The 12463-nt window shown below is 45.0% G+C and carries 14 protein-coding genes and 1 tRNA gene; 9 read left to right on the plus strand and 6 right to left on the minus strand.

What is annotated here, in order from left to right; translation table 11 throughout:
- Positions 1-10: 10 nt before the first annotated feature.
- From atpG to priA, 5 genes are all read left to right on the plus strand, one after another.
- Positions 11-880 (plus strand): F0F1 ATP synthase subunit gamma, encoded by an 870-nt coding sequence (gene atpG, locus QUD86_RS00105; RefSeq protein ID WP_100379506.1) that lies wholly within the window; start codon positions 11-13, stop codon positions 878-880.
- A gap of 57 nt (positions 881-937) precedes the next feature.
- Positions 938-2338, plus strand: coding sequence for a F0F1 ATP synthase subunit beta (atpD, locus tag QUD86_RS00110; RefSeq protein WP_100379505.1), 1401 nt, complete (start codon positions 938-940; stop codon positions 2336-2338).
- 21 nt (positions 2339-2359) lie between these two features.
- Positions 2360-2776 (plus strand): F0F1 ATP synthase subunit epsilon, encoded by a 417-nt coding sequence (locus tag QUD86_RS00115; protein ID WP_100379504.1) that lies wholly within the window; start codon positions 2360-2362, stop codon positions 2774-2776.
- A 14-nt stretch (positions 2777-2790) separates the two neighbouring features.
- The gene (hemE, locus tag QUD86_RS00120) at positions 2791-3903 is read left to right on the plus strand and encodes a uroporphyrinogen decarboxylase (RefSeq protein WP_286297115.1); all 1113 of its coding nucleotides are present in this window, start codon (positions 2791-2793) and stop codon (positions 3901-3903) included.
- Between the two features lie 212 nt (positions 3904-4115).
- The gene (priA, locus tag QUD86_RS00125) at positions 4116-6296 is read left to right on the plus strand and encodes a replication restart helicase PriA (RefSeq protein WP_286297116.1); all 2181 of its coding nucleotides are present in this window, start codon (positions 4116-4118) and stop codon (positions 6294-6296) included.
- On the opposite strand, the gene gcvH is transcribed toward priA, so the two are convergent.
- From gcvH to QUD86_RS00145, 4 genes are all read right to left on the minus strand, one after another.
- A complete protein-coding gene (gene gcvH, locus QUD86_RS00130) occupies positions 6293-6685 on the minus strand; it encodes a glycine cleavage system protein GcvH (protein WP_286297117.1) in 393 nt (130 codons plus the stop codon). The genes priA and gcvH overlap by 4 nt on opposite strands.
- Positions 6686-6768: 83 nt before the next feature.
- A complete protein-coding gene (locus QUD86_RS00135; RefSeq protein WP_129560400.1) occupies positions 6769-6954 on the minus strand; it encodes a hypothetical protein in 186 nt (61 codons plus the stop codon).
- A 41-nt stretch (positions 6955-6995) separates the two neighbouring features.
- Positions 6996-8030: a fatty acid desaturase gene (locus tag QUD86_RS00140; protein ID WP_286298777.1), complete on the minus strand. Its 1035-nt coding sequence runs from the start codon at positions 8028-8030 to the stop codon at positions 6996-6998.
- 189 nt (positions 8031-8219) lie between these two features.
- A tRNA-Arg gene (locus QUD86_RS00145) sits at positions 8220-8295 on the minus strand.
- A gap of 106 nt (positions 8296-8401) precedes the next feature.
- Between QUD86_RS00145 and QUD86_RS00150 the strand changes: the two genes are divergently transcribed.
- A complete protein-coding gene (locus QUD86_RS00150) occupies positions 8402-8893 on the plus strand; it encodes a c-type cytochrome (RefSeq protein ID WP_286297123.1) in 492 nt (163 codons plus the stop codon).
- 46 nt (positions 8894-8939) lie between these two features.
- On the opposite strand, the gene rsmI is transcribed toward QUD86_RS00150, so the two are convergent.
- A complete protein-coding gene (gene rsmI / locus QUD86_RS00155; RefSeq protein WP_286297125.1) occupies positions 8940-9845 on the minus strand; it encodes a 16S rRNA (cytidine(1402)-2'-O)-methyltransferase in 906 nt (301 codons plus the stop codon).
- A gap of 108 nt (positions 9846-9953) precedes the next feature.
- Between rsmI and QUD86_RS00160 the strand changes: the two genes are divergently transcribed.
- From QUD86_RS00160 to QUD86_RS00170, 3 genes are read left to right on the plus strand one after another with little or no spacing between them, the layout of a single operon-like run.
- Positions 9954-10556: a phosphoheptose isomerase gene (locus QUD86_RS00160; RefSeq protein WP_286297127.1), complete on the plus strand. Its 603-nt coding sequence runs from the start codon at positions 9954-9956 to the stop codon at positions 10554-10556.
- A gap of 31 nt (positions 10557-10587) precedes the next feature.
- Entirely contained in the window at positions 10588-11247 is a 660-nt protein-coding gene (locus QUD86_RS00165; protein ID WP_286297128.1) for a BON domain-containing protein, read from the plus strand.
- 13 nt (positions 11248-11260) lie between these two features.
- Positions 11261-11626 (plus strand): c-type cytochrome, encoded by a 366-nt coding sequence (locus QUD86_RS00170; protein ID WP_286297130.1) that lies wholly within the window; start codon positions 11261-11263, stop codon positions 11624-11626.
- Here the strand turns inward: QUD86_RS00170 and QUD86_RS00175 are convergent.
- Positions 11623-12279, minus strand: a complete 657-nt coding sequence (locus tag QUD86_RS00175; RefSeq protein WP_286297131.1) for a GNAT family N-acetyltransferase — start codon at positions 12277-12279, stop codon at positions 11623-11625. The two genes, QUD86_RS00170 and QUD86_RS00175, sit on opposite strands and share 4 nt — an antisense overlap.
- Positions 12280-12463 lie beyond the last annotated feature (184 nt).

A 12463-nucleotide genomic window follows, 5' to 3' on the forward strand; every position in this document is an offset into this window, starting at 1 on the left:
CGCATAAATCATGGCAAGCACAAAAGAAATACGATCCAAGATCAAGAGCGTACAAAATACGCGCAAGATCACGAAAGCAATGGAAATGGTCGCCGCATCTAAGATGCGTCGCGCCCAGGAGCGCATGCGTAATGCGCGCCCATATGCTGAAAAAATTCGTGAGATTGTCGCTAACCTCTCTAAAGCTAATCCAGAGTTTCGTCCTGCTTATATGGCGACTCGTGAGATTAAAAAAGTTGGCACGATTCTAGTTACAACAGACAAGGGCTTGTGCGGCGGTTTAAATACCAACGTACTGCGTTTGATTGCAAATCAAGTACGCGATTTTCAAGAGCAGAAGATTGAAATTTCCTATACAGCGATTGGCTCTAAAGGGCTGCAATTTTTGAATCGTTCTAAAGCAAAACTGCTATCCCAAATTATTCAGATTGGCGACACGCCACATATGGATGTATTGATTGGGGCAATTATTGCGCAATTAGAGGCATTCGAGCGTGGCGAAATTGATGCTGTGTATTTGGCGTATACCCGTTTTGTTAATGCAATGAAACAAGAGCCGGTATTGGAAAAATTGTTGCCTTTGGAGCCAGCGGCTTTAACGCCGGAGGAAAAGGCAGGCAACTCTTGGGACTATATCTACGAGCCAGATGCCGAATCTATTTTGAATGGCTTGTTAAAGCGTTATGTGGAAGCAATGATTTATCAAGCAGTTACCGAAAATATGGCTTCTGAACAATCTGCAAGGATGGTTTCGATGAAGGCCGCTTCGGATAATGCGAAGAATGTGATTGGTGAGTTGCAGTTGGAATACAACAAAACACGACAAGCGGCTATTACTAAAGAGCTGTCAGAGATTGTTGGTGGAGCGGCCGCTGTTTAAGCGGTCAGCGTTTAGGAATACGAAAAGAATTTACAGAATTAAAAGCGGAGAAATGCGATGAGCAACGGAAATATTGTGCAATGTATTGGTCCAGTGGTGGATATTCAATTCCCACGTGACAAAATGCCAAACATTTATGATGCATTGACATTAGTTGAAAGTGGTGAGAAATCATTTGCTGAAAAAGGCTTAACCTTTGAAGTTCAGCAGCAGATCGGCGATGGCGTAGTGCGCGCTATTGCCATGGGTGCAAGCGATGGATTGCGTCGCGGTATGGAAGTTAAATCTACCGGCGGCCCAATTTCTGTTCCTGTTGGGCCGGCTACATTAGGTCGCATTATGGACGTTCTTGGCCGCCCAATTGATGATGCGGGGCCAATTGCTACCGATGTACGACGCTCCATTCATCAACCAGCGCCAAAGTTCGATGAACTGTCGCCATCGGTTGATTTGCTCGAAACAGGTATTAAGGTTATCGACCTGGTTTGCCCATTTGCCAAGGGTGGTAAGGTTGGCTTGTTCGGTGGTGCCGGTGTAGGAAAAACCGTCAATATGATGGAATTAATTAATAACATCGCCAAACAGCATTCTGGTTTATCTGTGTTTGCAGGCGTGGGCGAGCGTACCCGCGAAGGAAATGACTTTTATCATGAGATGAAAGAGTCGAACGTTATTGATAAAGTAGCGATGGTTTTTGGTCAGATGAATGAGCCACCTGGCAACCGTTTACGTGTTGCGTTAACAGGCTTGACAATGGCTGAAGCATTCCGTGATGAAGGTCGCGATATTTTGTTCTTCGTTGATAACATTTACCGCTTTACTCTTGCTGGTACTGAAGTATCCGCGCTGCTAGGCCGTATGCCTTCCGCCGTTGGTTATCAGCCAACTTTGGCAGAAGAAATGGGTAAATTGCAAGAGCGCATTACTTCTACTAAGACCGGCTCTGTTACATCTATTCAGGCTGTGTATGTTCCTGCGGATGACTTGACTGACCCATCACCAGCAACAACCTTCTTGCATTTAGATTCCACGGTAGTACTTTCACGTGATATCGCTGCTCTGGGAATCTATCCAGCAGTTGATCCATTGGACTCAACGAGTCGCCAGCTTGATCCACAAGTAGTTGGCCAGGAACACTATGATGTTGCTCGTGAAGTGCAGATGACATTACAGCGCTACAAAGAGTTGCGCGACATTATTGCAATTTTAGGTATGGATGAGTTGTCCCCTGAGGATAAGTTGGCCGTGTCACGCGCTCGTAAGATTCAGCGCTTCTTGTCACAGCCTTTCCACGTTGCTGAGGTGTTTACAGGTTCACCAGGTAAATACGTATCATTAAAAGAGACTATTCGTGGTTTCAAAATGATTTGTAGTGGTGAATTGGATCACTTGCCAGAGCAAGCGTTCTACATGGTGGGTTCAATTGATGAAGCCATTGAGAAAGCTAAGAAGCTTTAATCGAACTCATCTAGGGAAATCATGTCTACCATACGCGTTGATGTTGTGAGTGCAGAGCAATCTATTTTCAGTGGTGAAGCTAAATTTGTAGCGCTTCCCGGTGAAAATGGCGAGCTCGGCATCTTACGTGGCCACACCCCTTTAATTACTCGTATTCGCCCTGGTTCAGTACGCATTGAAAAAGCAGATGGCGATGAGGAGTTTGTATTTGTTGCGGGTGGCTATTTAGAAGTGCAGCCTGATCACGTTACAGTTTTGGCTGACACCGCTATTCGTGGCCATGATCTAGACGAAGCAAAAGCGATTGAAGCGAAGAAGCGCGCCGAAGAAGCAATGCAGAATCGCGGAACAGACTTTGATTTGGCTTTAGCTCAGTCAGAGTTTGCAATGGCGGCAGCACAGTTGGCGGCGCTTGCGCGTTTTCGGCGTAAAAAATAAAAACCGGCCCCCTTTTGCTGTTAAATGACCGGTTTTTAAGGGCCTGCTTGGGCGAAGCGGTTGACCAAACCCCGCTTTGGCTCATGCGTCAAGCGGGCCGATATCTTCCAGAATATAACGCCACACGTGCAAGAGCCGGCAGCTTTCTTGGTCTTGCAAAAAATCCGGCCTATGCAACTGAAGTGACATTGCAACCGCTGGATCGCTACCCACTAGATGCAGCAATACTATTCTCCGATATTTTGACCATTCCCGATGCAATGGGTTTAGGTTTGAAATTTACGGCGGGTGAAGGCCCAAGTTTTGATAAGCCACTTCGCACAGAAGAAGCAGTAAAAAAATTACGAGCTGCCGATATGGATCAGCTCAAATATGTTTTTGATGCAGTTTCAGAGATTCGTAAAGCGCTCATACAGGATGGTAAGCAACGCGTTCCCTTAATAGGATTTTCAGGAAGTCCCTGGACCTTAGCTTGCTACATGATTGATGGATCGGGATCTGATGATTTTCGCCATGCAAAAACAATGATGTTCAGTCGTCCCGACTTACTAAATCATATATTAGAGATCAACATACAGTCAGTTGCCGCCTATTTATTGGAGCAGGTAAAGGCAGGCGCTCAAGCATTAATGATCTTTGATACTTGGGGAGGCCTTTTGCCAGATGGCTGGTACCAGCGCATGTCTCTGTCTTCAATGCAAAGAGTAATTGAGCTGTTACCGCGTGAATATGAAGGTAAAAAAATACCCGTCATTATGTTTACCAAAGGTGGCGGGATCTGGTTAAATGACATTGCACAAGCAGGCGCCGATGTCATTGCAATAGACTGGACCATGCCGTTAAGCCGAGCCCGCAAGCAATTACTAGAAATTAATAAGCCCTTAGCCTTGCAGGGCAATCTAGACCCACTAATTCTATTTTCTGACCCAAGTCAGATTGAAGCGGCAACTTCAGCCTTGCTGGTTGATTTAGCAAAGGCGCCCCCACTTAAGCCCGGATTGCATCCACTTGATGGACATATTTTTAATCTGGGACATGGCATTAATCAATTTACTCCGCCAGAAAGTGTAAGCGCGCTATCTGCTGCGGTAATCTCAAAGTCAAAAGCACTCAGAGCCGTCGAATAACTCAAAGTAACTGCTAACTTAGCACCAATTTTGGGAAAAGTTATGCACATATTAGTGCGGCCATATAAATACAGTGAGATTGGAAGCAACTCTCAATAGCTACATTTAATAAACTTTGTAAATACTTGATTAATATGACTATTAATGAAAATATTGAATTATGACTTCAAAATAAAATTCTATAGAATAAGCAACAGAAAATTGATTTTCATATGATATCCACAGACTTATCCACAAGCAAAGACAGTGCCCTAAGGCAAACAATGCTTAAGCCTGTTGTGGTTCAAGTGGTATTCGATAAGCCTTTGGCCCAAGGATTCGACTATCTTTGGGATGTTGAAAAAATAGGCAAATTACCAGAAATAGGTAATTTGGTAGAGGTGCCGCTTGGAAGATCAAAGAGTGTTGGTCTTGTTATAAAAGTGAGTGATCACTCTGATTTTGATATTAAAAAACTAAAATCAGTCAATCTTTTGGCACCGTTGCCACCGTTAGACCCCTCTATGTTGCGCCTAATAAATTTTGCAAGCCAGTATTACGTCCACTCGCTAGGGGAAACAATCTTGCCGACTATTCCACAAATGTGGAAAAAGTCAGATGGATGGGACGGGATTCTTCAAAAAATAGCTGAAGCAGAAAAAAAGAAATCCAAAAATAAAGCCCTCATACCTGAAGGTTTAATTACAGAAGACCAGTTAAACCCCAATCAAAAAGAAGCCTTACATGCACTACTTGCCAATAAGGAAAAAGCTGGCAGCTTTAGAGCAATCTTGCTGCAAGGACAAACGGGTAGCGGCAAAACAGCGGTATTTTTAAATTGGCTTGCAAGTATTCTAGAGGATGAAAACGCGCAAGTACTTTTATTGGTGCCAGAAATAAATTTAACCCCACAGCTAGAAAGAAGAGTTAGCGCCTATTTTCCAGAAAAAAAGATGGTGGTTTTGCACAGTGGAGTGAGCGAAAAAAAAAGAGGCATCGCATGGTACGAGGCAATGACAGGGAGGGCGAAAATTATTTTAGGAACGAGATTAGCGGCTTTAACCTCCCTCCCCTACCTCAGCGCAATCGTAGTAGATGAAGAGCATGATGCCTCCTACAAGCAGCAGGATGGAATAAGGTACTCAGCTAGAGACTTGGCTATATGGAGAGCGCATGATCTGAGTGTTCCCATTTTATTGTCTTCAGCAACGCCATCATTAGAAACATGGATGGCTGCACAGTCAGGTCGATATGAAAATATAAGATTAGATCAACGTGCGAAGGGAGCGGGCTTACCTATAGTACATTTAATCAATACGCGTGACCCACAAAATCAATATAGCCCTGGCGACGTTGGCGCACCCAAACAGAAAAGCCTCATTACTAAAACATTAGCGCTGGCCATTACAAAAAATCTAGAGGCAAAAAAACAAAGCCTAATACTGATTAACCGACGTGGCTTTGCCCCAGTGCTGAGTTGCAATGCATGTAATTGGCTATCAAAGTGTGCGCAGTGTTCAACTTATACCGTCATGCATAAGGCAGGATCTATTGCAAACAAAGCATTGTTAAATTGTCACCATTGTGGGTTAGTCAAAAGTATTCCTAGTTTTTGCCCGGATTGCGGCAACGCTGATCTAAAAATACTGGGACATGGAACACAAAAACTAGAAGATGCTGTTGAAGAAATGTGGCCCAATGCAAGAGTATTAAGAGTAGATATAGATTCAAGTAGAAAAAGCAAAGGAGCGGAAGCGCTTTTTCAAGAAATACATGAGGGCAATGTCGATATTATCGTCGGCACGCAAATGATCGCAAAAGGTCATGACTACCAGAACATCGGGCTGGTAGCGGTGCTAGATGCCGATAGCCGCTTATATTCTGCTGACTTTAGGGCGGCGGAACGATTATTTGCACAATTGGTACAAGTAGCGGGGCGCGCTGGAAGATCGGGCACTAATGGGGAGGATGGTGGTGCTATTTATATCGAAACACAATATCCAGAGTCACCGGTTTATCAATATTTATTACGCCATGACGTTGATGGTTTTTTAGCGTTTACTGCGAACGAAAGAGCGGAGGCAAAATTACCGCCTTGCTCCTATCAAGCCTTGATACATGCCGAGGGGAAAAGTCTAGAGAAGGCAATTCAATTTTTAAATGAGCTAAAGCAGTTTTTAAGGGGGCGTGGCGTTATTACAAAAGAGTTGAAGGTTTACGATCCCGTTCCTAAGCCCATCATGCGGGTTGCCGGATCTGAGCGAGCTCAATTAGTGATTGAGTCTCTTAATCGCAAAATATTACAAGAGGCTCTTGAGGTGATTGATCAGCATTTGCGTCAAAATTCTCAAGGACGTATTAGTAAGGCATCGCGAGTGCGCTGGTTAATCGAGCGCGATCCAATTGCTATTTAGTTCCCAGCACTAGCGCTGTATTGATCCAAATTCATTAAAGCATTCAATTCTTCATCAAGGGACTGAGCAGAATACGGCTTGATTTTAAAGAGCCACATTGCATACGGCTTTTCATTCACTGCTTCTGGGGATGAGTCCATATCGGCATTAAGGGCAACAATCTCCCCGCTAATCGGCGCATGAATATCACTCGCCGCTTTTACCGACTCAATGACTGCAATTGCTTCACCCTGCTTTACTTGTTGACCAATTGTGGGCGCCTGAAAAAACACAACATCACCAAGTGCCTCTTGGGCATGATGACTTATTCCAACCCAAATTAAATCATCCCCTTCCGCGCTGGCCCACTCGTGGGTTTGTGCAAACTTGAATGTATCTTGAGTGTTCATGAATTAACCCATTGCGAACAAAGAAAGACCCCATGACAGGACGGAGTGAATGACGCGAACCACAATAAATCCAACAGTTGGAGTTAGGTTTTTGCAGATCCGGTGCGATGCGTACGATTGTATAAACAACTGGCACAAATCCAGCGTTGCTTGCGGTTACTAGTTGGTATCCAGGTGCCGCCTTCTAGGCGCTTCTCTCGACTGCAAGATGAGCAGAATTTCAGGCTCTGAGAAGTGTCTTGAGTGGCGGCTGGAGTAGATGTAGTCATGGGCAATCCGGGTAATCCAAATCTTTTACAGGAGACCTATTTTACCCGTTTTGTGCCGACGGAGCTGGACTTAGAACGACCCTGACAGATTCGGCCATCTTGTTGCCATCAAAATCAAGCCAAGCTTTGTTTTCAAAGTCATATAGCTTGCATTTACGGGCAGTATCAAAGTACCAAGCCCAGGAGAATTTTTGGATAAAAATACGCTCTGGAAGGATGGTTTCAAGTGTATTTTGTGCTTCTGGCAACCGGTACAAGGGAACGCTCATGTCTACGTGATGTGCAGTATGCTCCATGATGTGGTGCATCAGTTTGCCCCAGATCCAGTTAAAAGTAAGGTGGACAGTGGTAGAAACAAAGGGTTGGGCACGCAACCACTCTGATTTCTTGTCATACCAGGATACATTTGGGTGGGTATGGTGCACATAGACCACAAAACCAATCATGCCATTCCAGAACAAGAAAGGCAGTGCAAATCCAGTAAGTAAGCCAGTTAATACCGATTGGTCTGTAGCTAGGGCGCCAGCAATCAAGCAGGCAATCCAAATAATGGCAAATGCAGTAACAAGTAGGTTGTCCTTTAAAAAGATTGGACGATTGCCGGGTTTGTTTTGTGCGTTAGGAAAGTACTCGCGTCTCCACCAAATCTCAATGAGGTAATAAAAGACAGGTCCCCAGCCGCTTCGATATAAGCGCTCTAGACTTTTACGCCAAGCAGGTAAGGCGTCAAATTCAGATTTAGACAATGGAGCCCAAACGAAGTCAAAGCCCTTCAGATTAGTTTGGCCGTGGTGAACCACGTTATGGCCTACGTCCCATAGGCTATATGGCGTTAGGGATGGTAAGAAAGCAATGCGTCCCAGTACTTTATTTAGTTCGCGATGGGGCGTGAAGCTTTGATGGCATGCATCGTGGCCCAAAATAAAGATACGTCCAGTTACAAAACCGGCCACGATACCAAAAACAATTTTGAGCAAAATACTTTCTACAAAAATTGTTCCAGCAATACAGCCAAGCCACAAAACAGCATCAGTCACCAGCAATAGCAGCGCCTTCGCTGTTTCGCCCTGTGCCATGGGAATTAACCAGCCACGAATAATCTTCCGGTGCGGCAATGGCAGCTCGGGGGCCAGTGGATTGAGTATGGATGGCTCAGAAAGGGTAGTGTTTAAATGTGTAGACATGATTAGGATCAATAAGTTAAGTGGAAATGATAGCCTTATTCATAATTTCTCGTATGACGTATGTCAAAAACCCCCTCACACTGGTGCGCCCGGCAGGAATCGAACCTGCGACCCTTGGCTTCGGAGGCCAATACTCTATCCACTGAGCTACGGGCGCTTGTTGAGAAAAACGCATGCTCGCACATTGTAAGTGCCTACAGGGCCGAGCTCTCGTTATAATCTGTTCAAATCTACTTTAAACCCGTTAAATAACAAAAAGTCCTATGAGCGAAGAGCACGGAAATCTAATTAAGACCCCTAAACAGTTAATCATCATGGTGTTTGCGTGCTTTTTTGTGCCGCTAATCATCATTTTGTTGTTGTTGGTCTACGTCAACAGTGGAAAGCGAGTGGATGCACAGGCTTCAGCGGAGCAACTAATAAAGCCGGTAGCCCAGCTGAACTTTAAAGACGCCAGTGCGCCACGGGAAATGCAGACAGGGGAGCAGGTTTACAAAGCGGTCTGTTCTTCCTGTCACGTGGCTGGTGCGGCTGGAGCCCCTAAATTTGGCGATACTAGTGCTTGGGCTGCACGTCTAGGTAAGGGTTACGATGGATTGCTCACTTCGGTGATTAAAGGCAAAGGCGCAATGCCTGCCCGTGGCGGCGCAAACCCTGCAGATATAAGTGACTACGAGTTGGGCCGTGCAGTTGTTTATATGGCCAATGCAGCTGGTGGAAAACTCTCAGAGCCAAAGGCCCCTGCTGAGAAATAAACCTCAGTAAAAATGAAACAAAAAAGCTGGCTTAATGCCAGCTTTTTTACTTTTTAGGATTTTGCTCTTTAGCTGCCAATGCAACCTGATAGGCCTCTTTCTTGCTCATTCCCAGTACCTGCGCAAGTACGGCTGCGATTTCTTTGCTCGCCAAATAGGGGCTGAGGGCATTTGCCCACAATAGTAGGCTTGCATGCTCTGGAGCCTCGCTCCCATTGGCTTGACGGCCCGCTACTAAAATAATGAACTCCCCCCTGAGACTCTCTGCTTTTTCAAGCCATTGCGCAATGTCTGCGGCTTTTAGGGAAACTAGTTGTTCGAATTTTTTAGTAAGCTCTCGGCCGATCAATATTTGGCGATCAGATTCTAGTTGCTTACCCAGTAATGCTAGGGTTGCTTGAATATGATGGGGCGACTCAAAAAAGATAGTAGTTTTAGGGCTCGTTTGAAGCTCTTGAAGAAACGCGTCTCGCTCCTTTGCCTTGTTTGGCCAAAAACCCAGAAACTGAAAACGCCCCTCGGATGGCAGCATAACCGTGCCGCTTGCAGAAATGGCAGTGGAAATGGCGCTGGCACCTGGCACGGGAATAATTCGAAAGCCCGCTTTTTGGACTGCATTTACAAGTCTTGCCCCGGGATCTGATATTCCTGGAGTCCCCGCATCCGATATGTAGGCCCAGCGCTCATTTTGGGAGAGACGCTCGATGATAGTCTGCGCCCCTGTAATTTCGTTATGCTCATGCAGTGCCAGGCATTTTTTATGGATACCGAAATACTGCAATAGTGGCCCACTGTGGCGGGTATCTTCGCAGGCAATACCATCTACTGAATTGAGGATGTGTAGCGCCCTCAAGGTGATGTCCCCCATGTTTCCAATCGGAGTGGCAACCATGTATAGGGCGCCGCTTGGCATGTCTTGCTGTTTTAAAAAATCGAGGTTACTTAAATCCATGAAGGGAATCTTCTGCTTAGGGAGGTATTCATAAGTAAGAGAATACGTCCCTTTTCAATTCGATAGCCAGCAAGTGAATTTAGGTTCTTTTTGGCGCATAATATTGTGATGGACAAAGACACTTTAGAGCGGTTGAGCGCTCGCACATCCCAGCACTTTTTCGATAGTATTGCTGTTAAGCAAGAGGCCGAAAAAATACTTCCAGATCAAGTGGCTCATGGAGTTATTGCAATGACTAGATGTTTGCGCGCCGGCGGAAAAGTAATGGCCTGCGGAAACGGAGGGTCAGCAGCAGATGCACAACATTTTGCCGCTGAACTCATTGGGAGGTTTGAGCGAGAGCGACAAGAGTTGGCGGCCATCGCGCTGACAACCGATTCCTCTATTTTGACCGCTGTTGGGAACGACTATAGTTACGATGAAGTATTTAGCAAGCAAGTGCGCGGTCTTGGTAAGCCAGGCGATATCTTATTGGGAATCTCTACTTCCGGAAACTCGAAAAACGTCGTTGCAGCAATTGAGGCAGCAAAAAAAATGGGCATTCACATTATTGCGCTTACTGGCAACGGCGGAGGAAAAATTGCGCAGTTGTTGGGCCCCGATGATATTCACCTATGTGCACCCTCTTCCAGAACTGCTCGTATACAAGAAACCCATTTAGTGTTGCTTCATGCATTGTGTGATGGCGTTGACCATCTTCTTTTAGATTAAAAAATACCCAATCTTTTTAGAGAGTACCCAAATGCGAATTCAAGCCTCCAGTAAATTAGTTATTGCTTTGACCATCCTGTCTCAACTCTCCGCTTGCGCAGTAGTTGCTGTCGGTGCCGCATCCGCGGGTGCGGTGGGCGGCATCGCCGTAATGGCAGATCGTCGTACTCCGGGCGTGCAAGCGATTGATAAAGGGATTGAACTAGAGGCAGGCAATGCCCTAATTAAAAAATTTGGCGACAGCGCACATATAACCGTTACATCATTTAATCAAAAAGTGTTATTGACTGGAGAAGTAAAAAATACAGACATAAAGTTTCAGGCCACTGAGTACGTAAAAGCGATGAAGAATGCGCGCTCAGTATTTAATGAGCTTCTTGTTGGGCCCAATAGTAGCTTTTCTGCACGCGCCAATGATGCTTATCTAGAATCAAAGATCAAAACCCAAATGATTTTTATTAATAATCTGCCATCGAATTCAATGGCAATCATTGCTGAAGGAAGTAGTGTGTTCCTGATGGGGATGTTGACGAAAAATGAAGCAGAAATTGCTAAGAAAGTTGCCAGCAATGCTACGGGCGTAAAAGATGTTTACGTATTCTTTGATATTATTTCTGAGGCAGAAAAAGTGCGCCTAGAAAAACAAGGTAAAGCAGAAGAGGCTCAACCTACTACCCCCTCGAACTTCTAAAAGATTTTTAAAAATGGTGTGGCCATCAAAATATATATTGGGAATATTTCTCCTTCTATTTTTTATGGCGACCCATTCGCAAAGTGCGAATGCTGTGAACGCCTTAAATCAAGACCACGCTGCGCTTCTGCTTGCCAAGCAAAATGCTTGCTTAGGATGTCACGCAGTCAATAAAAAAATTGTAGGCCCCAGCTTTCAAGACGTTGCAAAAAAATATAGAAGCGATCCAGGGGCGGAATCTTTGTTAAAAAATAAAATTCGCAAAGGGGGCGCGGGATCTTGGGGTGTAGTGCCGATGCCCGGAAATAGCAAATTGAGTGATGATGAAATAGCCAGCCTAGTTACTTGGATATTGCGTGGGGCAATTGTTCCTAACTAAGTTGAAGTGTAAGGCCGCCCCAACAACCAATGCCATAGGTAACTAGATCGCTTGATATTTTCTTTTAGGGAGTAATCGAGGCCTGCCCATTGCTCGTTTACAGCTTCATCTACCATCGTTCCAGCTGTTCCCGGAGAGAGCTCTAGGTAGGCATCTGCATCACCATCGGCATATTCAACTCGCATACCCGCCTTCTGAGCCAAACTCATCATGGCTTTATTGTTGGCCAGGCAATGCACAAATAGCGAATCAATCTTCGTATTGCGAGAATGTACAGCTGAACGCTGAAATAATGCCGCCCCCACTCCTCTTCCCCGAGCCCCCGAAAGAACAGAGACGCCCAGCTCCGCAGCACTAACTCGACCCATCGCTTTAGGAAGGTAGGCTAAATGAGCCATTCCTATCATGTTTAAGTTGGAGTCAAAGCTGGCAAAGACAGCGTCCTTATTGAAATCAATGCGGTCAACATAACGTTCAATGACCTCATTCGATGTTTGAGTACCGAAGCGCAAGCAACGATCATCATCGTTGAGCGCCAAGAGATGAAGAAGGATTTGGTCTTTATAGCCCGCATGTAGCTCAAGTACCGGAATAGGAAAGCTGGTGGCGCTAAGCTGGGTAGCAGCTTGATTGGTAAGAACATTTTTGTGCATAGCATCATATTAGCAGTTTTTACGGAAAATATAAGGGTTTTCCCTTAATACACAGAACAACACCGTCAAAAAAAGAATAAAAACGGATGTGAACAGCATCAAAATGAATACAAGAAGATAAAAAATGAATGAAATAGAAAATTTTTTAAAAAAAGATAAATTATTTTGAAAACATAAATCATTG

The organism is Polynucleobacter sp. TUM22923, from assembly GCF_030295705.1.
Taxonomy (GTDB): Bacteria; Pseudomonadota; Gammaproteobacteria; order Burkholderiales; family Burkholderiaceae; genus Polynucleobacter.

Excerpts from the sequence above, each read along its gene's own strand:
- atpG (WP_100379506.1), top strand. The coding sequence starts at position 11 with ATGGCAAGCACAAAAGAAATACGATCCAAGATCAAGAGCGTACAAAAT.
- atpD (WP_100379505.1), top strand. The coding sequence starts at position 938 with ATGAGCAACGGAAATATTGTGCAATGTATTGGTCCAGTGGTGGATATT.
- QUD86_RS00115 (WP_100379504.1), top strand. The coding sequence starts at position 2,360 with ATGTCTACCATACGCGTTGATGTTGTGAGTGCAGAGCAATCTATTTTC.
- priA (WP_286297116.1), top strand. The coding sequence starts at position 4,116 with ATGATATCCACAGACTTATCCACAAGCAAAGACAGTGCCCTAAGGCAA.
- gcvH (WP_286297117.1), bottom strand. The coding sequence starts at position 6,685 with ATGAACACTCAAGATACATTCAAGTTTGCACAAACCCACGAGTGGGCC.
- QUD86_RS00135 (WP_129560400.1), bottom strand. The coding sequence starts at position 6,954 with ATGACTACATCTACTCCAGCCGCCACTCAAGACACTTCTCAGAGCCTG.
- QUD86_RS00140 (WP_286298777.1), bottom strand. The coding sequence starts at position 8,030 with ATGGCACAGGGCGAAACAGCGAAGGCGCTGCTATTGCTGGTGACTGAT.
- QUD86_RS00150 (WP_286297123.1), top strand. The coding sequence starts at position 8,402 with ATGAGCGAAGAGCACGGAAATCTAATTAAGACCCCTAAACAGTTAATC.
- rsmI (WP_286297125.1), bottom strand. The coding sequence starts at position 9,845 with ATGGATTTAAGTAACCTCGATTTTTTAAAACAGCAAGACATGCCAAGC.
- QUD86_RS00160 (WP_286297127.1), top strand. The coding sequence starts at position 9,954 with ATGGACAAAGACACTTTAGAGCGGTTGAGCGCTCGCACATCCCAGCAC.
- QUD86_RS00165 (WP_286297128.1), top strand. The coding sequence starts at position 10,588 with ATGCGAATTCAAGCCTCCAGTAAATTAGTTATTGCTTTGACCATCCTG.
- QUD86_RS00170 (WP_286297130.1), top strand. The coding sequence starts at position 11,261 with ATGGTGTGGCCATCAAAATATATATTGGGAATATTTCTCCTTCTATTT.
- QUD86_RS00175 (WP_286297131.1), bottom strand. The coding sequence starts at position 12,279 with ATGCACAAAAATGTTCTTACCAATCAAGCTGCTACCCAGCTTAGCGCC.